This window comes from Pseudomonas arsenicoxydans, from assembly GCF_006438915.1.
GTDB lineage: Bacteria > Pseudomonadota > Gammaproteobacteria > Pseudomonadales > Pseudomonadaceae > Aquipseudomonas > Aquipseudomonas arsenicoxydans_A.
In genome coordinates this window covers 159,039-183,744 of sequence record NZ_RCZE01000013.1, presented here as the reverse complement: position 1 = coordinate 183,744, position 24,706 = coordinate 159,039, and the positions used below count along the sequence as shown (strand labels likewise).

Genomic DNA, 24,706 nt, shown 5'->3' with positions numbered 1-24,706 from the left:
CGGGAGCCCGCAATCTGAAGCAACGTTCGAGCCCCGACAATTTCGATGCCCACAGGAGCGCAGCATGCCTGCAACCGTTCTGGTACTGGTTGAAACCATCAATGATTACTTGCCGATTCTCGAACATCAGGGTTTTCACCTGATTCTTGCCCCCACCCCCGCCGAGCGCGCAGCGGCCATCAGCCGTCACGGTGCGCAGATCGATGCCGTGCTGACACGCGGTCCATTGGGTCTTTACGCCGATGAAATCGCCGCCCTGCCCAATCTCAAGATTATTTGCGTCATAGGCGCCGGGTACGAACACGTCGACCTGCAAGCCGCCGCCGACCGCGGCATCACGGTGACCAACGGTGCCGGTGTGAATGCCTCATCGGTCGCCGACCACGCCATGGCCATGCTGCTCGCGCTGGTGCGTGACATCCCCCGCTGTGATGCGGCGGTGCGTCGCGGTGAATGGCCAAAGATCATGCGCCCTTCCCTGGCCGGCAAGCGCCTGGGCATCCTGGGGCTCGGTGCCGTCGGCATGGCCATTGCCAAACGCGCCGCCAATGGCTTCGACATGACGGTCAGTTACCACAACCGCCAGCATCGCAGCGATGTGCCCTACACCTTCTGCTCAACGCCCACCGAACTGGCGCGCACCTCGGACTTCCTGATCATCGCGACCCCGGGCGGCATTGGCACCCGTCATTTGATCAACAAACCTGTCCTCGATGCCTTGGGGCCTAACGGGTTTGTCGTCAACATCGCCCGCGCCAGCGTAATCGTCTCCACCGACCTGATCAGCGCGCTTGAACAACGACGTATTGCCGGTGCCGCGCTCGACGTGTTCGATGCCGAACCGCATGTGCCGGAGGCGCTCAAGTCGCTGGCCAACGTGATCTTGACGCCTCATGTGGCGGGTTTGTCCCCGGAAGCGACTCAAGGCACCGTCGAACTGGTGGGGCGCAACCTGACGGCATTCTTCTCCGGCAACCCGGTGTTGACCCCCATCGAACTGCCGTCATCGCTGAGCAGCGCTGCGATTTGAGGTTCATTCAAACAGGTGTATCAAAAGCAATGATTGCCCGGCAACACGCTCACCTATAAGGGCTGTTGATGGTTGTGGGTGCCGGGTGTGCGGATTAGATTAGCCAATAGTCGCAGGCCTCCAAAATAAGCAGAAGGGATAAGCATGGCGCTTACTGACCAGTCCACCCGTATCCGCTCTGGCGAAGAACTTGATGCCAGCCTGATCGATCCGTACCTCAAGGCACACATTCCGGGCCTCAGTGGTTTGCCGCAGATCAGCCAGTTTCCCGGCGGCGCGTCGAACCTCACGTACCTGCTGGAATACCCCGAGCAGGAATTCGTCCTGCGTCGGCCACCATTTGGCCACAAAGCCAAATCCGCCCATGACATGGGCCGCGAATTCCGCATTCTCAATCAGCTTAAGGACGGCTTCCCGTATTGCCCCAAAGCCTACGTGCACTGCACCGACGAATCGGTGATCGGCGCCGAGTTCTATGTGATGGAACGGGTCAACGGAATCATCCTACGCTCCGAACTTCCGCCGGAGCTGGGTCTGGATTCGGCAAAAACCGAAGCCTTGTGCAAAAGCTTTATCGACAAGTTCGTTGAACTGCACCGCGTCGACTACAACGCCTACGGCCTGGGTGATCTCGGCAAACCCGAAGGTTATGTCGCCCGCCAGATCAAAGGCTGGAGCGATCGTTACGAGAAAGCCCTGACCCCGGACGCGCCACAGTGGGACGTGGTCAAAGCCTGGCTCAACGACAAGATGCCGGCCGACCACCCGACGTCAAGCATCGTCCACAATGACTATCGCTTCGACAATGTGATCCTTGACCCGCAAAACCCGATGCAGATCATCGGTGTGCTCGACTGGGAACTGACCACACTCGGCGACCCGCTGATGGATTTGGGCAACACCCTCGCCTACTGGATCGAAGCCGGCGACCCGGCACCGGTGCAACTGATACGCCGCCAGCCGAGCCACGCACCGGGCATGCTGACCCGCCGTGAGTTCGTCGATTACTACGCCGGGCGCTCGGGCATCCAGATCGACAATTTCGACTTCTATTACACCTATGGCCTGTTCCGCCTCGCCGGCATCGTGCAACAGATTTACTACCGCTTCTTCCATGGCCAGACCCAGGACAAACGCTTCGCGCAGTTCATTCACATGAACAAACTGCTGGAGCAAATGAGCCTGCAAGTCATCCAGAAATCAAGCCTCTGATCCGCCCGCCCCTGGCCCCTATAACAAGACTTTTATAAGAGATCCCTATGTCCAAGACTCAGTTGTTCGACCTCGATGGCAAGATCGCTTTCGTTTCCGGCGCCAGCCGTGGCATCGGTGAAGCCATCGCCAAACTCCTGGCCCAGCAAGGCGCCCACGTCATCGTCTCGAGCCGCAAGCTCGAGGGATGCCAGCATGTGGCCGACGCGATCATCGCCGCCGGCGGCAAAGCCACCGCCGTCGCTTGCCACATCGGTGAAATGGAACAGATCAGTCAGGTCTTCGCCGGCATCAAGGAACAGTTCGGCCGCCTCGACATTCTGGTCAACAACGCAGCGACCAATCCGCAGTTCTGCAACGTGCTGGACACCGACCTCAGCGCGTTCCAGAAAACCGTCGACGTCAACATCCGCGGCTACTTCTTCATGTCGGTGGAAGCCGGCAAAATCATGCGCGAAAACGGTGGCGGCAGCATCATCAACGTCGCCTCGATCAACGGCGTCTCGCCGGGCGTTTTCCAGGGCATCTACTCGGTGACCAAGGCCGCCGTGATCAACATGACCAAAGTGTTCGCCAAGGAATGCGCGCAATTCGGCATCCGCTGCAACGCCCTGCTGCCGGGCCTGACCGACACCAAGTTTGCTTCGGCACTGGTCAAGAACGACGCGATTCTGAAGACCGCGTTGCAACAGATTCCGCTCAAACGTGTTGCCGATCCGAGTGAAATGGCGGGCGCGGTGTTGTATCTGGCGAGTGATGCGTCGAGCTACACCACTGGTGTTTCGTTGAATGTGGACGGTGGGTTCTTGTCCTGATTTGATTTGCCAGCAACCTGTTAAGGGCTGGCACACCACAAACCTTGTAGGAGCCGAGCTTGCTCGCGATGTCGGTGGATCAGTCAGCATCAATGCTGAATGTACCGCCCTCATCGCGAGCAAGCTCGGCTCCTACAGGTTCTGCGTTTCGGGGTTATTGGGTAATGCAGCGCGTAGTCGTAGTCATCCGGGTGACTTGCCCGGTCTCCGCTCTCGGTTCGCCCAACACGTCGGTACTGTCGATTTTTTCGCAGTGGCGTTCTACCGGGGGTAGCGGGGGTGGTGGCGGCGGTGGACTGGAGCAACCACTGAGGATCGCAATGCAGAAGGCAAGCGACAGCGGCGAAAAAGCGCGTTTTCCAAGACTGTTCATAGGCTGACCTGCGGTAAGTAATCGATGTTTTCCGTGACTCGACGACAACACCGCGAAGCCGCGGACTGGTCACAGAAAATTTTACCCTCGCATTTCTTATAGCCCAGTCACCGGCCAATGCCAGCAAATAAGCCACTCAAGCCGATTTTTACCCCGAAAAACGACAGCTCTTACTGATTCTCGCCTTGGCGATGCAAACTATTGCTCTGCAACTCGTAACGCAGCTCTTCTATCAGTGACGCCACGGCTTGCGGCGAATTGAGGCTCGACACCTTCAACCCGCTGACCACCAAATCGACCTCACCCGATTGCGGGTGATATAGCTTCACCGTTACCGAATTGTCTCCCGACACACTGCATTCGCAAGCGCGGGGTGCAAAGTTTTGCTCCAACAGCACACGCAATTGCGTCAGGTAAATCATTGCGATTTCCCCTCCGGCTGACTGGTAACCTCATCGATAGAAACGATATTGAGTGGGCGACGCATAGAGCAATTCCTTGAGCTGTTTCGTAGAGGACACGAACGGGTCAAAGACCCGTTTCGCACCCTGACAGCCTAAGGACTGGCATCTGGCACCAACACCCCCATTTGCACCACCTGCGCTAGTGCATTTGCTCCTTAGCGCTGGCCCTTGGGCCGCCGTTCACTGGAGAACAATCCGCGTTCGCGCGCCCAGACAATCGCCTCGCTACGACTGTGAACGTCCAGTTTGGAATACACCGTCGACACGTGATTGCGCACCGTATTGAGCGCCAGTTTCAGGCGCACGGCGATTTCCTTGTCGGCCAGTCCTTCGCAGATCAGGCCGAGTACATCGCGCTCGCGAGCGGTCAGGTCGGTGAAGGACACGTTGGGTAACTTCGGCGAATTGACACTTTTCACGTTGGCGAGTTTTTCAATCAGCGTACGGCTGAACCACGAGGCGTCTTTCATCACTTCCTCGATTGCCGCGACCAGTTCCAGCTCGGTGCGTTTGCGTTCGGTGATGTCCATCAACACCAGCAGGTAGCAAGGACTGTCCTGAATGTTCACCGTGTCGGCGGAGATCGTGCAGTCCATCAGGGCCGTATCTTTCTTGCGGATCCTGACATCGACGCGGTCCAGGCTCCCGGCCTTCTCCAGTGCCGCAAACAGCTGCGCGCGTGCGGCCTTGTCGTCGATGAAGTCGATCTCCGCAAGGGTCTTGCCGAGCACTTCCTCGCTGGGATACGCGAGGGTGTCGAGAAAGGCTTCGTTAACGTCGACTACCACCTGATCTTGCGCACTGCACACCAGCGTCGGCACCGGTGTCAGTCGAAAGGCCTTGGCGAAACGTTCCTCGCTTTGGCGCAGGGCGATTTCGGCTTTGTGTCGGGGCTCCATGTCGACGAACGAAAAAAGCATGCAGTCTTCTTCGTTCAATTCCAGCGGCTGACCCGCAACAATTACTTGTTTGCTGCTACCGTCAGCCAAGCGCAACTCGGCCTGCATTTGTGGAATCGTGGCGTGCTCGCGCAGACGCTCGATGGCCAGGTCTTTCTTTTCGGCACCTTCAAGAATGTCCAGTTCATAGGTCGACACCCCGATCACCTGATCGCGGGTAAAACCGGTCATCTCCAGAAAACCGCCGTTGACCTTGATGTAACGCAAATCACTGAGGCGACAGATCACGGCCGGAGCCGGGTTGGCGTTGAAGGTCTTTTCGAAACGCTGCTCGGCGCTGGCCCATTCGGTGACGTCGTCCATGATCAGCACCAGCGACTCCGGCTCACCGGCGCTGTCGGCCAGCACCATGCTGCGCACCCGGTGCACCCACAGGCGCTCTTCATCGTCGGTCGGACTCACCTCAACCAGCACATCGCTGAAGGTTTCACCTTGGGCGACGCGGCTGATCGGATAATTTTCCTTTGGCACCGGATGATTATTGCGATAACGCAAGTTGAAGCGCTTGGCGTACTCCCGGGCATTGGCGCCCAGATCACCTATCCGGCTGACGCCATGCATGGCCAGTGCCGCGTCATTGGCCCAGAGGATCGTCTGATCGGGTTCCAGCAAAATCACGCCGTCGGACAAGCCCGCAATAATCTGCTGCAACTGACGACGATTGGTTTCGGTGCTCAGGACGTCCTGGCTCATGGGTTCCCCACAGTGTTGCGCTCATATGAAGAGTACGACCGCGCAGGAATTGGATCGTGCGGATGACCTGTGACAGCGGGTCTGGCGTTCAGTTGGCGTTTTGTAGGACCAGTTCGCGCAGGGTATCGAGAAAAAGTTTGAGCACTGGCGAGTCATCGTCCGCGCGGTAGGTGGCGTACAGCGGCACTTCCGGCAATGCCGGGGTCAATCGGCGAAACACCAAGCCGGGGGGCGCCATCTGCTCGATGGACGCCGGCAGCAGCGACACGCCAAACCCGGCACGCACCAGGCTGAGCAAGGTTTGCACCTCGATCACCTGCTGACGAATCTGCGGGATAAACCCGGCCTTGACGCAACACTGGTAGAGAAAATCAGCAAACCGCGACTGCTTGAGTTCAAGCGCCACAAACGGCTCATTGGCCAGGTCCGCTGGCGCCAGGGTTTCGCGTCTGGCCAGCGGATGTTCCGCCGGCATAACCACCCGGATCGGCTCGTAGATCAACAGTTCGTTGCGCAACTGCGGATCGTCATAACCGACGCGGAACACGCAGGCATCGATGCGCTTTTCCTTGAGTGCCTGAACTTGCGCCGCCGGGGTCATTTCATGCAGACGCCAATTGACCTGCGGATAGCGCTCGCGGAACAGGTGCAAGGCCCGTGGCAAGACGCCGACCATCACCGAACTGATCATGCCGATTTCAAGTTCCCCCAACTGGCCGCGACCGGTCTGACGTGTCAGGTCCAGAGCGCGGTTCAGTTGTTCAAACACCAGCGGTGCCTGCTCCTTGAGCATCCGCCCCGCCGCTGTCAGTTCAACCCGATGATGGCTGCGCTCGAACAACGGCGTGCCGAGTTCTTCCTCCAGCAGACGAATCTGCTGGCTCAGCGGCGGTTGGCAAATGTGTAAACGCGCGGCCGCCCGGCCGAAATGCAGCTCCTCGGCCAGCGCCATGAAGTAGCGCAGCAAACGCAAGTCCATGGCCGTTACCCCAGGGTCAGCGGTGTCGAACGCTGGCGCACGCCCGTCAGGTTGAACAGCGCATTGGCTATGGCCGGCGCCACGGAGGGGCTGCCCAGTTCACCGACGCCCCCCGGTTTACCCGGCTCGCCGTCGACCACCAGGATGTCCACGGCCGGCATATCGGACATGCGTGTCACCCGGTAATCATGAAAATTGCTTTGCACCACCCGGCCCTGTTTGATGTCCAGCCGATCAAACAAGGCATGCCCCAAGCCCCACATCAGGCCACCGTAGAGTTGTTCTTCGACGCCACCGGGCGATACCGCCAGGCCACAATCGACCACGCAGGTGAGCTTATCGACCGTGGTCACACCGTCCTTTTTCGACACCTGCGCCACCACGGCGATAAAACTGGTGTAACCCTGATGGGTAGCGATCCCCAGCGCCGTACCCGGCGGCAATGGCTGGCCCCAACCGGCGCGTTCGGCAGCACTTTTCAGCACCGCGACATGCCTTGGCCGGTCCTGCATGTGGGCGAGGCGAAACGCCAACGGGTCCTGTCCGGCGGCATGCGCCATTTCATCCATGAAGCTTTCCACGGCGAACACATTGGGAATGAAGCTGACCGATCGATACCAACCGCTGGGGACGTTGCTTTCGTGCTTGACCCAGACCAGGTCCAGATTCGCCGGGCGATAAGCAAAGTCCCACGCGGTAATGGCCTCGGTGGTGCTGTAATCCATCTTGTCGGGACGTTCGAAGTAACCCGGCTCCCATTGTTCTGGCGACGCCGGTGACACAGCCTGAAGTTGCAGCGCACTCAGTCGCCCTTGCGCGTCCAGTGCACCTTTGGCCCGGTGCAAGGTGGCCGGATGCATGAACAACGCACGCATTTCGTCTTCACGGCTGTTCATCAACTTCACCGGGACCTTGGCCTGTTGCGCCAAATACGCCACTTCGAACAGCCAGTACTTGGCCTCTCGCGCACCAAAACTGCCACCGGAAACGAGTTCATTGATAGTGACGTGGTCCTGGCTGATCTTGCACACCGCTTGCGCGGCTTCCAGCGCCGAGGACGGCACCTGCACACCGCCCCAATAGGTGATGGCGTTGTCTTTGACCTGCGCGGTGATGCAAATCGGCTCCAGCGGGTTTTGCACTTTGTAGGGCATGCGATAGTCGGCTTCGAGCACCTTTGCAGCCGTTGCCCATTGCGCACCGACATCACCTGCCGCCATCGCGGTGACGCGTTGTGCTTGCTTGTCCTCGATAGCCGCCGCTTGGGCGCCGGCCAGTTGATCGCTGTCGAACCCTGATAGCGCCGATTCGCTCCATTGAACCTGGAGCTGATCGCGGCCCTGATGGGCGGCCCAGTAGTTATCAGCCAGCACGGCCACGCCTTCGACGTTGCCGCCGAGCACATCTGGCCGACCTGGCACGCGGATCACTTTGCGCACGCCCGGCACTTGCAGCGCCGCATTCGAATCCACCGATAACACGGTTGCGCCAATCACCGGCGCCCGTTGAATCACGGCCACCAGCATCTGCGGCAGCACCACGTCGATGCTGTACTTGAAGCGCCCGCACACCTTGGCGGCCGCGTCGCGTTTGTGTCGCAGCTTGCCGATGTATTTGAACTGCGCCGGGTCCTTGAGCGTGACCTTGGCCGGGGCTGGCAAGTGCGCGGCAACGCTCACCAACTCGCCGTATGCCAAATGACGTTTACTGGCCACGTGCACGACGCGCCCCTCTTCGGTGGTGCAACTGTCCGGGCTGACTTTCCACTGTTTGGCAGCCGCCGTCATCAGCAATGCACGCGCCGTCGCACCGGCCATGCGCAAACGGTCGTACTCCAGGGAAACGCTGGTGCTGCCACCCGTTGAGAAGACTTTCCAGACCGGATGAATGTAGGTATCAAAAAACGGATTTTCCGGGGTGATCACCTGCACCGTCATCGGGTTGACGTCCAACTCCTCGGCCACGCACGCGGCCAGGGCTGTCTGGGTGCCGGTGCCGGAGTCGTGTTTGTGCACCACCAGTTTCACGGTGCCGTCGGGCAGGATACGCACCCACGCATTGGGTTCGAATTCTGCGGCGGGCGCCGGCGCCTTGGGGTCGGTCGCGGTCATACCCGGCGGCAGGTAAAACGCCACGGCCAACCCACCGGTAACGGTCGCTGCCTGCTTGAGAAAGACTCGGCGCGACAGTTCGATTTGATCAAGGCTCATCACGCCTCCTTCGGCGCATTCGCCGCACGTTTGATGGCTTTATTGATGCGACCGTAAGTGCCGCAACGGCACAGATTCCCCGACATTGCATTGCGGATCGAATCGTCGGTGACTGCCGCGCCGGTATTGAGCAACGCGGCGGCGGACATAATCTGCCCGGATTGACAGTAACCGCATTGCGGGACATCTTCGGCAACCCACGCCAGTTGCAAGGGATGCTGTTCGGTCGGTGACAAGCCTTCGATGGTGGTGATGGCATGTCCCGCCACCGCCGCGACCGGCAGCTGGCAGGAACGCACCGCGACGCCGTCCAGGTGCACGGTGCAGGCACCGCACAACCCCATGCCACAACCGAACTTGGTGCCGGTGAGTTTCAGATGTTCACGCAACACCCATAACAAGGGCATGGAGGGCGATGTCTCTGCCAGCTCGCGTCGTTCGCCGTTTACCGTGAATTCGATCATTGTCAGGCTCCAAGAGAGCGGCCCGTCTTTGTGCAGGCCTGGTGATCGATTATTGGGAGCCTTGAGAAAATCGGGCCAGCGACGATTTCTGCCATCCTGTGTAAGGAGGACTAACAGCATGTACAAGCGATACCCGTCGGTGCAGTCCATGAGCGCATTTATCCAGGCGGCCCGCAGCGGCAGCTTCTCCAGCGCCGCGCGCAAACTCGACCTGACCCACAGCGCTATCAGCCAGCAGATCCGCGCCCTGGAAGACTTCATCGGCCAACCGCTGTTCGTGCGCGAAGGCGGCGGCAGCAACCTGACCGATGCCGGGCAGCTGTTTGCCAGTGTGCTGTCCGACGGTCTGGCGCAGATTGATCGCGCGCTGTCCTCGGTGAAAAACCGCAGCGTGGCGCAGAGGCTGACCCTGGATGTCGACAGTGAGCTGGCCCAGAGCTGGCTCAATCCGCGCCTGCCGCAGTTGCTGGATCTGTTGCCAGAGCATGAGGTGGTGTTGCTGTCGATGCCACGCTCGGACCGCAGTGCGTTCGAACGCGTCGACCTGGCCTTGCGCTACGGTTATGGCGATTGGGAAGACTGCGAGATGACGCAGATTTGCGGGGATCGGGTGATGGCGGTGGCTTCTCCCGACTTGCTTGAGCGGCATGCATTGCAGAGGCCGCTGAGTCCGGCGCAAATCCTCGAACTGCCGCTGCTGGGCTATACGCGGCGGTCGTGGATTCCATGGCTGGATGCGGCGGGTTTGCCTCCGAACGAGCCACCGGCGCGGGTAGTGTTCGACAATGCGGCCAATCTGATTGCCGCCGCGGAAGCGGGTGTCGGTGCAGGACTGGTGCGTGGGTTGTTGGCGGCGGACGCGTTGCGCAGCGGGCGTCTGGTGGTGTTGAACGAAGCGCAGATTGCAGCACATTACAACCTGTATGCCGTATGGCCACCGGGGCAAGCCGAGCGGGTGGCGCCGGTGGTTGAGGCGGTCAAACAGTTGGCTTTGCGTACACAGGCCTGACGCCTTCGAGAGCAAGCCCGCTCCCACATTTTGACCGCATTCCAATTGGAGAAACGCGATCGAATGTGGGAGCGGGCTTGCTCGCGAAGGGGCCGGCACATCCACCGCCCACCTCCCCATATCGAACGCATATCACCCCCTCGCCCAATTAATATTGTACGAACCCGATCCCCCCTTCCAATACTTCCCCCCAGCAGCCACCCACCCGGGCCGGATGCAAACAGGCGAGGGAATGCGCGAGTCTTTGCGCATAGAAATGGCCGATTGCCCGGGATGCGACTGCTGTGAACCGCAAGGTTCCCTTCCCCGCTATCAGGAGATCGACTTCAATGATCATCGATATCAGTTGCTATCCCACCGACCTGGTGGACCTCGCCTGGAGGCATGACGGTGACCCGTTCACCGGCGAGCGTCTGCTGGAGATGATGGATGGCCCGTACATGGTCAACGGCAAACCTCGCCGCATCGACAAAGCCTTCATCCAGCCACCGCAAGGCAACACCATTTACACCTGGACCGACGGCGACCTCACCGGCCGCGAGTCCATCGACGCCTACATGGCCTACACCCTGAAAATGGTCCAGACCTACCCGGACCGCTTCATCGGCTGCTTCGTTTACAACCCGCGCTGCGGCGTGGAAAACGGCGTCGAGGCGATCGAGCGCTACGTCAAGGAACACGGCTTCAAGATGGTGCAAATGCAAGCCAACATGCATGCCTACCGTCCTGACCGCGCACTGGACTGGGTACGTCCGTGCTTCGAGAAATGCGCCGAGCTGGGCATCCCGGTCAAGCTGCACACCGGCGACGGGCCATACAGCATCCCCTCGGAATGGGTGCCGATGATCAAGGAATTCCCCAACGTCGACTTCATCATGGCGCACTTCGGCGTACAGACCGGCGGCGTGTATGTGTTCGAACCGATGCAGTGGGCGATGGAGCTGCCCAACGTCTACTGCGAATCGGGCTGGTGCCTGCAATCGCGGATCGTCGAATTCGCCAAGGTCCTGCCGACCCACAAAATCCTCTTCGGCACCGACACCCCGCCGAACGAACCGGGCATGTGGCTGCGCCTGCTCGAAGTGCTCTGCCACGAGCCGCCACAGGGCCTGAACCTCGACGAAGACACCCTCGAAGAGTACCTGGGCAACAACACCGCACGGATGATCGGCCTCAAACCCACGCCGCCACCGCGTTCCGTTTCCGAAGCAGAGGCGCAACTCAAGCGCCCCGTCACCACCCAACTGGCCAGGAGCTGAACCGATGATTATCGATACCCATCTGCACCCCACCAACCTGGTCGACGAGGCGTGGCGCCACACCGGCGAACCGTTCACCGGCGAGCGCATGCTCAAGCTGATGGACGGCCCGTACATGATCAACGGCAAACCACGCCGCATCGACATGGGCTTCATCCAGCCGCCACCGGGAAATACCGGTTATCGCGACGGCAACCGCCGGGGCCGTGAAGGCGTGCGCGATTACATGTCCTATGTCGCCGAACTGTGCGTGAAATACCCGGACCGCTTCATCGGCAACTTCAACTTCAACCCGCGCTGGGGACCGGAAAACGGTGCGGCGGAGCTGGAATTCCATATCAAGGAATACGGTTTCAAGATGCTCAAGCTGCACGCCAACATGCACGGCTACCGCCCAGACCGCGCACTGGACTGGTTGCGCCCCGCGATGAAGGTCTGTGCCAAGTACAACATTGTGGTGCTGATCCATACCGGAGACGGCCCGTACACCATTCCGACAATGTTCTACCCGATCATTCGCGAATTCCCGATGGTCAATTTCATCATCGGTCACTTCGGTATCCAGACCGGTGGCAACTACTCGTTCGAGGCGTTCTGGATGGCCATGGACACGCCAAACGTGTACTGCGAATCCGGCTGGTGTTTCCAGTCGCGCATCGTCGAGTTCGCCAAGGACCTGCCGCGCAACAAGATCGTGTTCGGCACCGACTCGCCGCCGAACGAACCGGGCATGTGGCTGCGTGAACTCGAGGTGCTGTGCTCACCGGCGCCGCAGGGGTTGGGGATCGATGAAGATCACCTTGAGGATTACCTGGGCAACAACATTGCCCGGCTGTGCGGGATCGAACCGACCCCGCCACCCAAGGACCTGGCCGAGGCGGATATCCGCCTGACCACCACGTACCTCTAGGTTGGCTTCACGAATAACCCGGTGGGAGCGAGCTTGCTCGCTCCCACCGGGACCGCGCCAATCTCATTCTACGAGGTGAAACCATGACCCTCTCGACGCTCGGCGATACCCAGGATTTTCACCAATTCATTGACGCCTATCGCCGGCAATACCCGGACGATGTGCTGACAATCGACCACACCCTTTCCGCTGATCAGGACGTCACCGCACTGGTGGACGCCCTCGCCGCCCAAGGTCGGGATCCGCTGCTGATCTGCCAAAAGGTCGGGCATCTCGGCGTGCCGGTAGCGACCAACCTGTTCGCTTCCCGTACCCGCATCGCCCGGATGTTCGGCGTCACCCCGGCGCTGCTGCACGAAACGTTCCAGACCCGCGCCAACCACCCCATCCCGCCACGCTATGTCGAGACCGGTCCGATACTGGACGAAATCTTTGAGGGCGAAGACGTAGACCTGGCGCTGCTGCCCATGCTCAAGCATTTCGACAGTGACCGTGGGCCGTACATCACCAACGCCGTCATCATTGCCGAAGACCCGGTGACCGGCATCGCCAACATGAGTTATCACCGCTCGATGCGTCATGCCCGGCAGACGCTCGCCACCAGCCTGCACTCGCGTGGTCATCTGTGGCGCATGTTGCAAACCGCTCGCGAGCGAGGCGAAGAATTGCGCGTGGCCATGGTGGTCGGCGCGCACCCGTTGTTCATGCTCGCAGCCGCCGCGCGGTTGCCCTTTGGCGCCGATGAACGTGCGGTGGCAGGTGGCTTGTTCGGTGCGGCACTGGAGCTGGTCAAAACCCCGCGCTACGGCATTGGAGTGCCGGCGTATGCGGAGTTTGTGCTGGAAGGCGCCATCGATCCGGCGGCGTATGCCGAGGAAGGTCCGTTTGGCGAATTCAGCGGGTATTCCTCGGACCGCTCGACCAACAACGTATTACGCGTCGACACCCTGATGCGCCGCAAAGATGCCTGGCTGGTGGACGTGGTCGGCGGCCGTTACGCCGAACACCTGACGCTCGCGCGGTTGCCACGGGAAGCGGAGATGAGCGAAAAGCTCAAGGCGCGTTTTCCTTCCGTGACCGCCGTGCATTACCCCAATTCCGGTACGCACTTCCATTGTTACGTCGCCCTGGACCAAAGCCGTGACGGCGAGGCCCGGCAGATCATGCTGGCCTTGCTCGGCTGGGACCCCTACCTGAAAACCGTGGTCGCGGTGGACAGCGACATCGACATCAGTGACGACAGCCAGGTGCTGTGGGCACTGGCCACGCACTTCCAGCCGCATCAGGACCTGTTCGTCATTGACGGTTTGCCCGGCAGCCCGCTGGACCCATCGTCCTCGGTCAACGGCACCACATCGCGCATGGGCCTCGATGCCACACGCGGTTCGGCGTTCGACGGGATCAAGGCGCAACTGGATCAGGACGTGCTCGAACGCGCACGCGATCTGCTCAAGGGCTATCTGTCGTGAACCGCCCGCGCATGGTGGTCGGCATCAGCGGCGCGTCCGGGTTCATCTACGGTGTGCGCCTGCTGGAATTGCTCGCCGGGCTCGACATCGAAAGCCACTTGATCATCAGCCGTGCCGCGCTGCTGACCATGGCCCATGAAACCGACTACAAACTCGCCGATGTGACGGCGCTGGCCAGTCATTTCCACCGCGCCGACGACGTGGCCGCCGGAATTGCCAGCGGCTCGTTCCGCTGTCTGGGCATGGTGGTCGCGCCGTGTTCCATGCGCACCCTGGCAGAAATCGCCACCGGCACGTCGTCGGGCCTGATCGGCCGCGCCGCCGACGTCACCCTCAAGGAACGTCGCACCCTGGTGCTGATGGCGCGAGAGACCCCGTTGACCCTGGCGCACCTGCGCAACATGACCGCTGTCACCGAAATGGGCGGGATCATCGCCCCGCCCGTCCCGGCCTTTTACGCCCGCCCACAAAGCCTGGCGCAAATGGTCGACCACAGCCTCGGCCGTGTCCTCGACCTGTTCGGCCTCGACGCGGGCACGGCGCTGCGCTGGGGTGAACCCAACCACAACACCTGTAGCAGTGAGCCTGCTCGCTCCCACAGTTGATAGCACTGCGACCCATCCTTTTAAGGAGCACCACATGACCAGTTCATTCAACGCCCCAACCCCGAACCGCAAAATCCCGGTGACCATCCTCACCGGCTTCCTCGGCGCCGGTAAAACCACCCTGCTCAACTACATCCTCAAGGAGAACCACGGGCGCAAAATAGCCGTGATCGAAAATGAATTCGGCGAGGTCGGCATCGACGGCGACCTGGTGCTCAGCTCCGAAACCGAAGAAATCTACGAAATGGTCAATGGCTGCGTGTGCTGCACCGCCGAGGTTCGTGAGGACCTGGTGCGCATCGTTCGCGAACTGGTGGCGCGCCCCGTTCGACTCGATCACATCCTGATCGAAACCAGTGGCCTGGCCGACCCGTACCCCGTGGCGCAGAGCTTTTTCATCAACGACCCGATTGCCGATGAAGTGGAACTGGACGCCATCGTGACCATGGTCGACGCCAAGCACATCGCCCAGCATTTGGAGGATTTGCAATTGGATGGCGTGGACAACCAGGCGGTGGACCAGATCGTCTGCGCCGACCGGATTGTGATCAATAAGGTCGACCTGGTGAGCGCGGCTGAAGTGGCTGCGCTGAGCCACAAGATTCGCGGCTTGAACGCCACGGCAGAGTTGGTGACGTCAAGCTACGCCGAAATTGATCTGTCGAAGATCCTCGGCATCGGCGCCTTTGAGTCAACGCAAAAACTCATGGAAATCGGTGCCGAACACGACCATCACGCCGGAGCCCATCACCACGACGAACCGGATCATGAGCACGACCCCAGCGTGACGTCTGTCGGCATCGCCGTCGAGGGCGCAGTGAACCTGGGCGACTTCCACCGCTGGATCACCCGGCTGCGTACTGAACAGGCCGACAACCTGTACCGCATGAAAGGTGTCCTGGCCGTCGCCGATCAAGACCAGCGCTACGTGCTGCAAGGCGTGCACAGCCTCGTCGAGTTCCGTGCGTCCACGGCATGGGGCAACGAACCGCGTTCCAGCAAGATTGTGTTCATCGGCCGCGACCTGGACCGCGCGGCGTTGAACCAAGGCTTTGCCGCCTGCCTGGCAGGCTGAAACAAGGCATCGGAGCCGGTGGATGGCGGGTCCGGGCGCTAGAACGAAAGGCCTGATGTGACATGCACAACCTGTGGCAGCGAACAGGCTCGCTCCCACAGGGAACTGCGGTGGTCGATCTATCGACACCTCGCATCAGAACAAATACCCCTCTGTACCGAATAACAACAGCTAGAGGTGTTTCCCCATGTCGTCAGCCACTATCCCTTGCGCCGTCCACCCGGTCGACCAGGTGTTACCGATCAGGCAAATGCTCACCCTCGGCCTGCAACACATGGCCGTCTCGTACATCGGCGCTATCGCCGTACCATTAATCGTCGCCAGTGCCCTGAAAATGTCGCAGGCAGACACCGTAGTGCTGATCAGCACCACGCTGTTCTGCTCTGGCATCGCCACGCTGCTGCAAACCGTTGGCTTCTGGAAATTCGGTGTGCGCTTGCCGATTTTGCAGGGCGTGGCTTTCAGCAGTGTCGGGCCGGTCATCGCCATCGGCACCAACCCGCAGGTAGGCTTTGCCGGGGTCTGCGGGGCGGTGATCGGCGCAGGAATCTTCACGATGTTGATGGCGCCGTTCGTTGGGCGATTACGCCGGTTTTTTCCGCCCGTGGTCACCGGCTGCATCGTTACCGTGATCGGTTTGCAGCTGTTTCCGATTGCCTACGAATGGGTGGGCGGTGGCCGCAACGTCAGTAACTTCGGCGCGCCGGCTTATCTCGCCGTGGCCGCTGTGGTGCTCGCGACCATCTTGTTGGTCAACCGCTACGGCAGCCCGATGATGCGCAACATGGCGGTGCTATTCGGCATGTTGGTCGGGGCGGGGCTGGCGTACGGCCTGGGCATGGGCAGTTTTCACAGCGTGCAGGAATCGCCGTGGCTCACCGTGCCCTACCCGTTCTACTTCGGTTTGCCGACGTTCAGCCTGATCCCCATCGCGACCATGGTGGTGGTGATGATCGTGCAAATGGTCGAGTCCATGGGGCTGTTCGTGGCCATCGGCGACATCGTCGACAAACCGGTGGAGGAAAAACAAGTCATCAACGGCCTGCGCGCCAATGGCCTGGCCAGCACCATTGCCGGGATGTTCGCCGCGTTCCCGTTTATTGCCTTCATGGAAAACGTCGGGCTGGTGATTCTGACCGGGGTGCGCAGCCGTTGGGTGGTCGCGATCAGCGGGATGCTGATGTGCCTGGTGGCCTTGGTGCCCAAGGCCGGCGCGATCATCGCGTCCATGCCGACCGCGGCGTTGGGGGGTGCCGGTATCGCGATGTTCGGCGTGGTCGCGGCAGCCGGTATCCAGACGTTGGCCAAGGTCGATTACGAGCGCAACCGCTACAACGTGCTGATCGTCGGCTTCACCATCGCCGCCGCTCTGGTGCCGGTCCTGGCACCAGCCCTGTTCAAACAAATGCCCGAGTGGTCGCAGCCGTTTCTGCACAGCAGCGTGGTGATCGCCTGCCTGGTGTCGGTGCTGCTCAATGCCGCGCTGAACGGTGTCAGCGTGCCTGATGGCGCCGCCAGCAAATCCGCCACCCACACCCTCTGACGGGAGCCGTCCATGACACTTCAAAACATCCTGATCAAACATCCAGTCGCGGTGATGACCGGCCTGCGTGGCCCGCGTGCCCGGGCCGGCGCTGTGGACATTCGCATCGTCAACGGGCGCATTGCTGAAATGGCTGCAGGGCTCGTCGCGCAACCCGGTGAGCGCGTGATTGATGCGCGCAATTCGCTGGTCTATCCGGGCTGGATCAACACCCACCATCACCTGTTTCAGAACCTCCTCAAAGCCGTGCCCGAGGGTTTGAATCAGGACCTTCAAGGTTGGCTCGCGAGCGTGCCTTACCCGCGCCTCAACCGCTTTACCCCGCAATTGACGCGGATCGCCGCGCGGCTGGGGATGGCCGAGTTACTGCTGTCGGGTGTCACCACCTGCGCCGATCACCATTACCTCTATCACGCCCACGGCAGCACCGAGAGCGGTGACCAACTGTTCGACACGGCCGATGAATTCGGCATGCGTTTCGTGCTCTGCCGCGGTGGTGCGCTGGAGTCGGCCAGCGCGCACCCGGGCTTCTCGAAAACCGCGCTGCAACCGGAGACGCTGGACCAGATGGTCGGTGACATCGAGCGGCTCAAATCGCGCTATCACCAGGACACCCCGGATGCGCTGCGCCGGGTCGTGGTCGCACCGACCACGCCGACTTTTTCGCTGCCACCGACGCTCCTGCGCGAACTCGCCCACACGGCGCGCGGCCTCGGCTTGCGCCTGCACACGCACCTCTCCGAAACGCAGAACTACGTCAATTTCTGCCGCGAGAAGTACAACTGCCTGCCGGTGGAGTTTGTCGCCGAACACGAATGGCTCGGCCCCGACGTCTGGTTCGCCCATGCGGTGCACTTGCAACCGGGGGAAATCCGCATGCTCGCGCAAACCGGCACCGGCATTTCCCACTGTCCAGTCAGCAATGCACGCTTGGGCAGCGGCGTGGCACCGGTGCCGCAAATGGTCGAGGCCGGCGTACCGATTTCCCTCGGCGTCGACGGTGTGGCCTCCAATGAATCCGGAAGCATGGTCGGTGAAGCCAATACGGCGTGGCTGATCCATCGCGCGGAACAAGGCGCTTCGGCGACCACCGCTGAAGAGGTCATTCATTGGGGCACGGCAGGTGGCGCGCAGGTGCTCGGTCTCGGCGCCGTCGGCACACTGGAAGTCGGGCAAGCCGCGGATCTGGTGATCTATGGCCTGGACCATCCACGGTTTTTTGGCTTCCACGACATCGCCGTGGCACCGGTGGTGGCGGGTGAGCCGATTGCCGTGCGTTACAGCCTGGTCGGCGGGCGGGTGGTGGTCGATAACGGCGAAATACCGGGGCTGGATGTGCAGCAGATGCGGGCCGAAGCGTGGGACGGGGTGCGGCAGTTGATGCAACAGGATGTCGACTGACCGCCCCTCACCCAAACCCCCTGTGGGAGCAAACGCCCTCAGGGATCACCAGCCTTTTCGGGATGAGATTGCATGTCCGGCCTTAATGACCTTCTGCACGCCATAAAAACCGCCGCCGACGACGGCGAAGAAACCATCCTCGCCACCGTGGTCAAGGTCGAAGGTTCGGCCTACCGCCGGCCTGGCGCACGCATGCTGATCCCGCTGCATGGCCGCACCGTCGGCACCGTCAGCGGCGGTTGCCTGGAACAGGACCTGGCGAAAAAAGCCTGGTGGCTCACCGACTCCGGCGAGCCGGTGGTACGACGCTACAGCACCGGCGCCACCGAGGACGAAGACGACGAACACAGCTCGCTGACCTTCGGCCTCGGCTGCAACGGCACGGTGTTCGTGATGCTCGAACGCCTGCGCGCGAAAACCCCGTCACCGGCCATCGACCTGCTGCACCGGGTGCGCGACAGCCAGCAACCCGCTGCGATGGCAACGGTCATCGCCACCTCGCGCAACGCCTCGGCGCGGGTCGGTGATCGCGTGCTGTCAGACACCGACGGTGGCCTGCGCAACCCGCCGCTGAACAGCGCCATTCGCGAGGATCTGCACAAGACCCTGCGCGAGAAAAAATCATCACTGCGCCTCTACACCGATGCCCGTGGCGAAGTCGAAGTGTTCTTCGAATACGTCGCCCCGCCGCCACGACTGGTGATCTTCGGCGCCGGCCACGACGCCCAGCCGTTGGTGCGCATGGCCAAATTGCTGAACTGGCACGTCAGCGTCGTCGACAGCCGCAGCCACTACGCCCGCCCCGAACGCTTCCCACAGGCAGATGCGGTGATCTTCGCCAACCTCGACAACCCATTCGATCTACAGCCGCTGATCAACGACGCCGCCGTCGCCGTGATGACTCACAGTTATCGGCAAGATCGACATTGGCTCGGGCAATTACTGCACGGGGCCCCCGCCTACCTCGGCCAGCTCGGGCCAAAGGAGCGCACAGAACGCTTGCTGGCCGACATCGGCCTAAGCTCCCCGGCGCTGCACTACCCGATGGGCCTGGACTTGGGCGGTGATGCGCCGGAAAGCGTGGCGTTGTCGATGTTGGCGGAGATGGCGGCGGTGTTGAACCAGCGCAATGGCGGGATGTTGAAACATCGGAGCAGGCCGATTCATTCGGTGGATTTGTTGGTGTCGCAGGCGTTGGCGCACCAACAGGCAGGCGTGGGGGTGTGACGTGCGCGGACAGGTTCAGCGCACGTCGAGTCTCTCTCAGGCTGCCAGCTCCCCGCTGGCAATCGCCGCCGACGCCGCCAGCATCGCCCGCAACAACACCGCACACCCGGCTGCCAAATCATCCGGTGCGGCGTTTTCGATTTCGTTGTGGCTGATGCCGCCTTCGCACGGCACAAAGATCATCCCTGCCGGACCGAGTTCGGCGAGGAAGATTGCGTCGTGCCCTGCTCCGCTGACGATGTCCATGTGCGACAAGCCCAGGCCTTGGGCGGCGTTGCGTACCGCATCGACGCAACCTGGGTCGAAGTACAGCGGCGGGAAGTCTGCGGTCGGGGTGAGTTCGAAGGTCAGGCCGTGTTCATCGCAGGTGGTTTCGATGACGTGGCGGACTTCGGCGATCATCGAGTCCAGGCGTGCCGGTTCCAGATGGCGGAAGTCGAGGGTCATGCGCACTTCGCCGGGAATGACGTTGCGTGAGCCGGGGTAGGCTTGCAGGCAACCGACGGTGCCGCAGGCGTGGGGTTGATGACCGAGCGCGGCACTGTTGACCGCACCGACGATCACAGCGGCGCCGACCAGGGCGTCCTTGCGCAGGTGCATCGGGGTCGGGCCGGCGTGGGCTTCGACGCCGCGCAGTTTGAGATCGAACCACTTCTGGCCGAGCGCGCCCATCACCACGCCGATGGTTTTGTGTTCGTCTTCGAGGATCGGGCCTTGCTCAATGTGCGCTTCAAAATACGCACCGACCGCATGGCCGCTGACCTGACGTGGACCGGCGTAGCCGATGGCGTTGAGTGCCTGGCCCACGGTGATGCCTTCGGCGTCGACCTTGGCGAGGGTTTCCTCGAGGGTGAATTTTTCGGCGAAGACCCCGGAGCCCATCATGCACGGGGCGAAGCGCGAGCCTTCTTCGTTGGTCCAGACCACCACTTCCAGCGGCGCTTCGGTTTCGATGTTCAGATCGTTGAGGGTGCGCAGCACTTCGACGCCGGCCAGCACGCCAAAGCAGCCATCGAACTTGCCGCCGGTGGGCTGGGTGTCGATGTGGCTGCCGGTCATCACCGGTGGCAGGCTCGGATTACGCCCCGGACGGCGGGCGAAGATGTTGCCGACGGCGTCGATGCTGACGGTGCAACCGGCCTCTTCACACCAGTTGACGAAGATGTCGCGGGCCTGACGGTCGAGGTCCGTCAGGGCCAGGCGACAGACACCGCCCTTGACCGTGGCGCCGAGTTTGGCGAGCTCCATGAGCGATTGCCACAGGCGGTCGCGGTTGATGTGCTGATGGGTGGATTGCAGAACGTCTACGGCTGCGTTCATGGTGATCTCCTCAGGCTTTCTACTGATTGTTCCCACGCTCCGCGTGGGAATTCATCCATGGACGCTCCGCGTCCGATTTGGGACGCAGAGCGTCCCGAGTTGCATTCTCACGCAGAGCGTGGGAACGATCATCCTTCACACCGCAGATTTCGCGACGGATGGACTAGGCCGCAACGAGCACAGCCCGTAATAAATCACCCCGCCCAACGCCGAGCCGGTAAACCAGCCGTAGCTATAGAACCAGCTGAACGCGTCGCTGCCTAGCGACAGCAGGGTCAACGCTACCGGCACACCGAACGCGATAAAGCCGAACCAGTTCCACGCCGGATACACGTCATCGCGATAGAGCCCGGCCAGATCCAGTTGCTGCTTCTTGATCAGGAAATAGTCCACCACCATGATCCCGGCAATCGGCCCGAGCAGGCTGGAATACCCCAGCAGCCAGTTCGAATAGACCGTTTCCAGGCTCAGGTCCGAGACGATCAGCCCGAGTTTTTTCAGCAATTCATGCGCCATCAGCAACAACCCCACCACCCCGGTGAGCAACACCGCTTTGGTACGGTTGATCAACTTGGGCGCGACGTTCTGGAAATCGTTGGTCGGCGACACGATGTTGGCCGCAGTGTTGGTGGACAGCGTGGCGATGATGATCAGCGCCATGGCCAACGCGACCCAGACCGGGCTCTGGATATGCCCGATCAGCGTCACAGGATCGGAAACCGTCACGCCTACCAGTTTTACCGAAGCCGCGGTCATGACCACGCCCAGCGACGCGAACAGGAACATGGTCAGCGGCAGGCCGATAATTTGCCCGATGATCTGGTCTTTCTGACTTTTGGCGTAACGGCTGAAGTCGGGAATGTTCAACGACAAGGTGGCCCAGAAACCGACCATCGCCGTCAGGCCGGCGGCGAAGTAACCCGCCACGCTTGCGCCCTCAGGACGCTTGGCCGGGATCGCCAGCAATTCGGTCATCGATACATTTGGCAGCGCCCACACCAGCAGGCCTGCACCGACCAATATCAACAGCGGCGCGGACAGGGTTTCCAGCCATTTGATCGACTCGGCGCCACGAATCACCACCCACAGGTTCAGCGCCCAGAACACCATGAAGCCGATGACTTCGCCGGTGCCACCCAACGACTTCCAGCCCTCGAACACCGAGCCCAGGAACAGGTGAATGGCCAGCCCGCCGAACATCGTTTGAATGCCGAACCAGCCGCACGCCACCAGGGCGCGGATCAGACAAGGGATGTTGGAACCGAGAATGCCGAAGCTCGATCGCAGCAATACCGGAAACGGAATGCCGTACTTGGTGCCGGCGAAAGCGTTCAGTGTCAGGGGGATCAGCACGATGATGTTGGCAAACAGGATCGCCAGCAGCGCCTCACCCACGGTCAGCCCGAAGTACGCTGTGAGCACGCCGCCCAGGGTGTAGGTCGGCACGCAAATCGCCATGCCGATCCACAGCGCGGTGATGTGCCATTTGTTCCAGGTTCGTTCATGCAGCTTGGTCGGTGCCATGTCGTGGTTGTAACGGGGGCTGTCGAGGACGTCGCTGCCGGCTTCGAGTTCATACAAGCCGTTGCGTTCGGTCACTTGCGATCTGATCTGTTGCATGGCCGCTCCACTGTTCTTTGAATTATTTTTTGCTCATCAAGCTGCCGGGGCCATCAATAAACGTGCCGGGCACCTCGATTACGCATCGGGCAGTTCCATAAAACGTTACAACCAACTGTTTTTATTGATATATCCGGCAGGTTCTGGACGGTTTGCCTGTTCACTCAGGCTAAAGGCCAGGCAAGTTGTCCGAACCGACAGGACTCAAACTGGTGCATCAAACTTTTTTGAAACGTTGCGCATCAACCATAGACCATCCTCAAGCGGCTGATTTCACATAGAAAATCTCGTCTATTTTTGGAACCTGTCAAGTGCGTCAAAATGGTGAGGAGCCTCACCATTTTGGTGATTTATGTTTTTAATCGTTATTAATCAGACACTTAAATCAGTAATAAGCATATAAAAAATATTCTTGCTGATTTCATAAACTCAGACTAGCTTCAATTCCTGACAGCGTTGACAGGAATACACCTGTTGGCGACGGTTTTATATAAAACACCTAGAACCGGCATAAGCCGGTCATTGCCTGCGAGGAACTCGGAATGTCTCTGTTGATCCGTGGCGCCACCGTTATTACCCATGATGAAAGTTACCGCGCCGATGTCTATTGCGCTGACGGCGTGATCAAAGCCATTGGCGATAATCTTGATGTGCCGGCAGGTGCCGAAGTGCTCGACGGCAGTGGTCAGTACCTGATGCCCGGCGGCATCGATCCGCACACGCACATGCAACTGCCCTTCATGGGCACCGTGGCCAGTGAAGACTTTTTCAGCGGCACGGCGGCAGGATTGGCCGGTGGTACCACGTCGATCATCGACTTCGTGATTCCCAATCCACAGCAATCGCTGATGGAAGCGTTTCACCAGTGGCGCGGCTGGGCCGAGAAGTCGGCGTCGGATTACGGCTTTCATGTCGCGATCACCTGGTGGAGCGAGCAGGTGCGCGAGGACATGGCGGAGCTGGTCAGCCATCACGGGGTCAACAGCTTCAAGCATTTCATGGCGTACAAGAACGCGATCATGGCCGCTGACGACACACTGGTGGCGAGTTTCGAGCGTTGCCTGGAACTGGGCGCGGTGCCGACGGTGCACGCCGAAAACGGCGAGCTGGTCTATCACCTGCAACGCAAGTTGATGGCCCAGGGCATCACCGGTCCGGAAGCGCATCCGCTGTCACGGCCATCGCAGGTTGAAGGCGAAGCCGCCAGTCGGGCGATCCGCATCGCCGAGACGCTCGGCACGCCGCTGTACCTGGTGCACGTTTCGACCAAAGAAGCCCTCGATGAAATCACCTATGCCCGCAGCAAGGGCCAACAAGTCTACGGCGAAGTGCTGGCCGGGCATCTACTGCTGGACGACAGCGTCTACCAACACCCGGACTGGCAGACCGCTGCCGGTTACGTAATGAGCCCGCCCTTCCGTCCTCGCGGCCATCAAGAGGCACTGTGGCATGGCCTGCAGTCCGGCAACCTGCACACCACTGCGACCGACCATTGCTGCTTCTGCGCCGAACAAAAAGCCGCCGGCCGCGACGACTTCAGCAAAATCCCCAACGGCACCGCCGGTATCGAAGACCGCATGGCGGTGCTCTGGGATGAAGGGGTCAACACCGGGCGTCTGTCGATGCAGCACTTCGTCGCGCTGACCTCCACCAACACCGCGAAGATCTTCAACCTGTACCCGCGCAAAGGCGCGATTCGGGTCGGGGCCGATGCAGACCTGGTGCTGTGGGACCCGGAAGGCACACGGACGATTTCAGCCAAGACTCATCACCAGCAGGTCGACTTCAACATCTTTGAGGGCAAGACCGTTCGCGGTGTGCCGAGCCACACCGTCAGCCAGGGCCGCGTGGTCTGGGCCGATGGCGATTTGCGGGCTGAGCGGGGGGCGGGACGGTATGTCGAACGGCCGGCGTATCCGGCGGTGTTTGATTTGCTGAGTAAGCGGGCTGCACTGCTCCAGCCAAAATCTGTGAACCGCTGAGATCGAGGCCTTCGGCCTTCGCGAGCAAGCCCGCTCCCACATTTGGAATGCATACCCTGTGGGAGCGGGCTTGCTCGCGAAGGGGCC

The 24,706-nt window shown here is 60.9% G+C and carries 21 protein-coding genes; 14 read left to right on the top strand and 7 right to left on the bottom strand.

What is annotated here, in order from left to right; translation table 11 throughout:
* The first annotated feature begins 64 nt into the window (after positions 1–64).
* From EAH78_RS25130 to EAH78_RS25120, 3 genes are all read left to right on the top strand, one after another.
* Positions 65–1,030 carry a 2-hydroxyacid dehydrogenase gene (locus tag EAH78_RS25130; protein WP_140670023.1) on the top strand — a complete coding sequence of 322 codons (966 nt, stop codon included), beginning with the start codon at positions 65–67 and terminating at the stop codon, positions 1,028–1,030.
* A gap of 144 nt (positions 1,031–1,174) precedes the next feature.
* Positions 1,175–2,242, top strand: a complete 1,068-nt coding sequence (locus tag EAH78_RS25125) for a phosphotransferase family protein (RefSeq protein ID WP_140670021.1) — start codon at positions 1,175–1,177, stop codon at positions 2,240–2,242.
* Positions 2,243–2,289: 47 nt separating this feature from the next.
* Complete coding sequence (locus tag EAH78_RS25120) at positions 2,290–3,057, top strand: SDR family oxidoreductase (RefSeq protein ID WP_140670018.1); 768 nt, start codon at positions 2,290–2,292, stop codon at positions 3,055–3,057.
* Between the two features lie 543 nt (positions 3,058–3,600).
* Here EAH78_RS25120 and EAH78_RS25110 read toward each other — a convergent pair.
* From EAH78_RS25110 to EAH78_RS25090, 5 genes are all read right to left on the bottom strand, one after another.
* Complete coding sequence (locus tag EAH78_RS25110) at positions 3,601–3,852, bottom strand: DUF1652 domain-containing protein (RefSeq protein WP_140670014.1); 252 nt, start codon at positions 3,850–3,852, stop codon at positions 3,601–3,603.
* A gap of 197 nt (positions 3,853–4,049) precedes the next feature.
* Positions 4,050–5,546, bottom strand: coding sequence for a helix-turn-helix transcriptional regulator (locus tag EAH78_RS25105; RefSeq protein ID WP_140670012.1), 1,497 nt, complete (start codon positions 5,544–5,546; stop codon positions 4,050–4,052).
* An 88-nt stretch (positions 5,547–5,634) separates the two neighbouring features.
* The gene (locus EAH78_RS25100) at positions 5,635–6,525 is read right to left on the bottom strand and encodes a LysR substrate-binding domain-containing protein (protein WP_140670010.1); all 891 of its coding nucleotides are present in this window, start codon (positions 6,523–6,525) and stop codon (positions 5,635–5,637) included.
* A gap of 5 nt (positions 6,526–6,530) precedes the next feature.
* Positions 6,531–8,735 (bottom strand): xanthine dehydrogenase family protein molybdopterin-binding subunit, encoded by a 2,205-nt coding sequence (locus EAH78_RS25095; protein WP_140670007.1) that lies wholly within the window; start codon positions 8,733–8,735, stop codon positions 6,531–6,533.
* Positions 8,735–9,199, bottom strand: coding sequence for a (2Fe-2S)-binding protein (locus EAH78_RS25090; protein WP_140670005.1), 465 nt, complete (start codon positions 9,197–9,199; stop codon positions 8,735–8,737). The genes EAH78_RS25095 and EAH78_RS25090 overlap by 1 nt, the downstream gene beginning before the upstream one ends.
* 118 nt (positions 9,200–9,317) lie before the next feature.
* On the opposite strand from EAH78_RS25090, the gene EAH78_RS25085 reads away from it, so the two are divergent.
* The 9 genes from EAH78_RS25085 (at position 9,318) to EAH78_RS25045 (ending at position 19,697) form a co-directional block, all read left to right on the top strand.
* On the top strand, positions 9,318–10,208 hold the full coding sequence (locus EAH78_RS25085; protein WP_140670003.1) for a LysR substrate-binding domain-containing protein: 891 nt from the start codon (positions 9,318–9,320) through the stop codon (positions 10,206–10,208).
* A 329-nt stretch (positions 10,209–10,537) separates the two neighbouring features.
* Positions 10,538–11,467, top strand: a complete 930-nt coding sequence (locus tag EAH78_RS25080; RefSeq protein WP_140670001.1) for an amidohydrolase family protein — start codon at positions 10,538–10,540, stop codon at positions 11,465–11,467.
* A 4-nt stretch (positions 11,468–11,471) separates the two neighbouring features.
* Positions 11,472–12,377, top strand: a complete 906-nt coding sequence (locus EAH78_RS25075) for an amidohydrolase family protein (protein WP_008059304.1) — start codon at positions 11,472–11,474, stop codon at positions 12,375–12,377.
* Positions 12,378–12,460: 83 nt separating this feature from the next.
* The gene (locus tag EAH78_RS25070) at positions 12,461–13,846 is read left to right on the top strand and encodes a UbiD family decarboxylase (RefSeq protein WP_140669999.1); all 1,386 of its coding nucleotides are present in this window, start codon (positions 12,461–12,463) and stop codon (positions 13,844–13,846) included.
* 11 nt (positions 13,847–13,857) lie between these two features.
* Positions 13,858–14,451: a UbiX family flavin prenyltransferase gene (locus EAH78_RS25065; RefSeq protein ID WP_170219168.1), complete on the top strand. Its 594-nt coding sequence runs from the start codon at positions 13,858–13,860 to the stop codon at positions 14,449–14,451.
* A 34-nt stretch (positions 14,452–14,485) separates the two neighbouring features.
* On the top strand, positions 14,486–15,526 hold the full coding sequence (locus EAH78_RS25060; protein WP_140669993.1) for a CobW family GTP-binding protein: 1,041 nt from the start codon (positions 14,486–14,488) through the stop codon (positions 15,524–15,526).
* Between the two features lie 187 nt (positions 15,527–15,713).
* Complete coding sequence (locus tag EAH78_RS25055) at positions 15,714–17,069, top strand: nucleobase:cation symporter-2 family protein (protein ID WP_140669991.1); 1,356 nt, start codon at positions 15,714–15,716, stop codon at positions 17,067–17,069.
* A gap of 12 nt (positions 17,070–17,081) precedes the next feature.
* Positions 17,082–18,470: an amidohydrolase family protein gene (locus EAH78_RS25050; RefSeq protein ID WP_140669989.1), complete on the top strand. Its 1,389-nt coding sequence runs from the start codon at positions 17,082–17,084 to the stop codon at positions 18,468–18,470.
* A 72-nt stretch (positions 18,471–18,542) separates the two neighbouring features.
* The gene (locus EAH78_RS25045; protein ID WP_140669987.1) at positions 18,543–19,697 is read left to right on the top strand and encodes an XdhC family protein; all 1,155 of its coding nucleotides are present in this window, start codon (positions 18,543–18,545) and stop codon (positions 19,695–19,697) included.
* Positions 19,698–19,733: 36 nt separating this feature from the next.
* Here EAH78_RS25045 and EAH78_RS25040 read toward each other — a convergent pair whose 3' ends face one another.
* Entirely contained in the window at positions 19,734–21,017 is a 1,284-nt protein-coding gene (locus EAH78_RS25040) for a Zn-dependent hydrolase (protein ID WP_140669985.1), read from the bottom strand.
* 135 nt (positions 21,018–21,152) lie between these two features.
* Positions 21,153–22,637: an NCS1 family nucleobase:cation symporter-1 gene (locus EAH78_RS25035; RefSeq protein WP_140669983.1), complete on the bottom strand. Its 1,485-nt coding sequence runs from the start codon at positions 22,635–22,637 to the stop codon at positions 21,153–21,155.
* Here EAH78_RS25035 and EAH78_RS25030 point away from each other — a divergent pair.
* A complete protein-coding gene (locus EAH78_RS25030) occupies positions 22,636–22,908 on the top strand; it encodes a hypothetical protein (RefSeq protein WP_140669981.1) in 273 nt (90 codons plus the stop codon). The two genes, EAH78_RS25035 and EAH78_RS25030, sit on opposite strands and share 2 nt — an antisense overlap.
* A 271-nt stretch (positions 22,909–23,179) precedes the next feature.
* A complete protein-coding gene (gene hydA / locus EAH78_RS25025) occupies positions 23,180–24,619 on the top strand; it encodes a dihydropyrimidinase (protein WP_140669979.1) in 1,440 nt (479 codons plus the stop codon).
* The last annotated feature ends 87 nt before the right edge of the window (positions 24,620–24,706 follow it).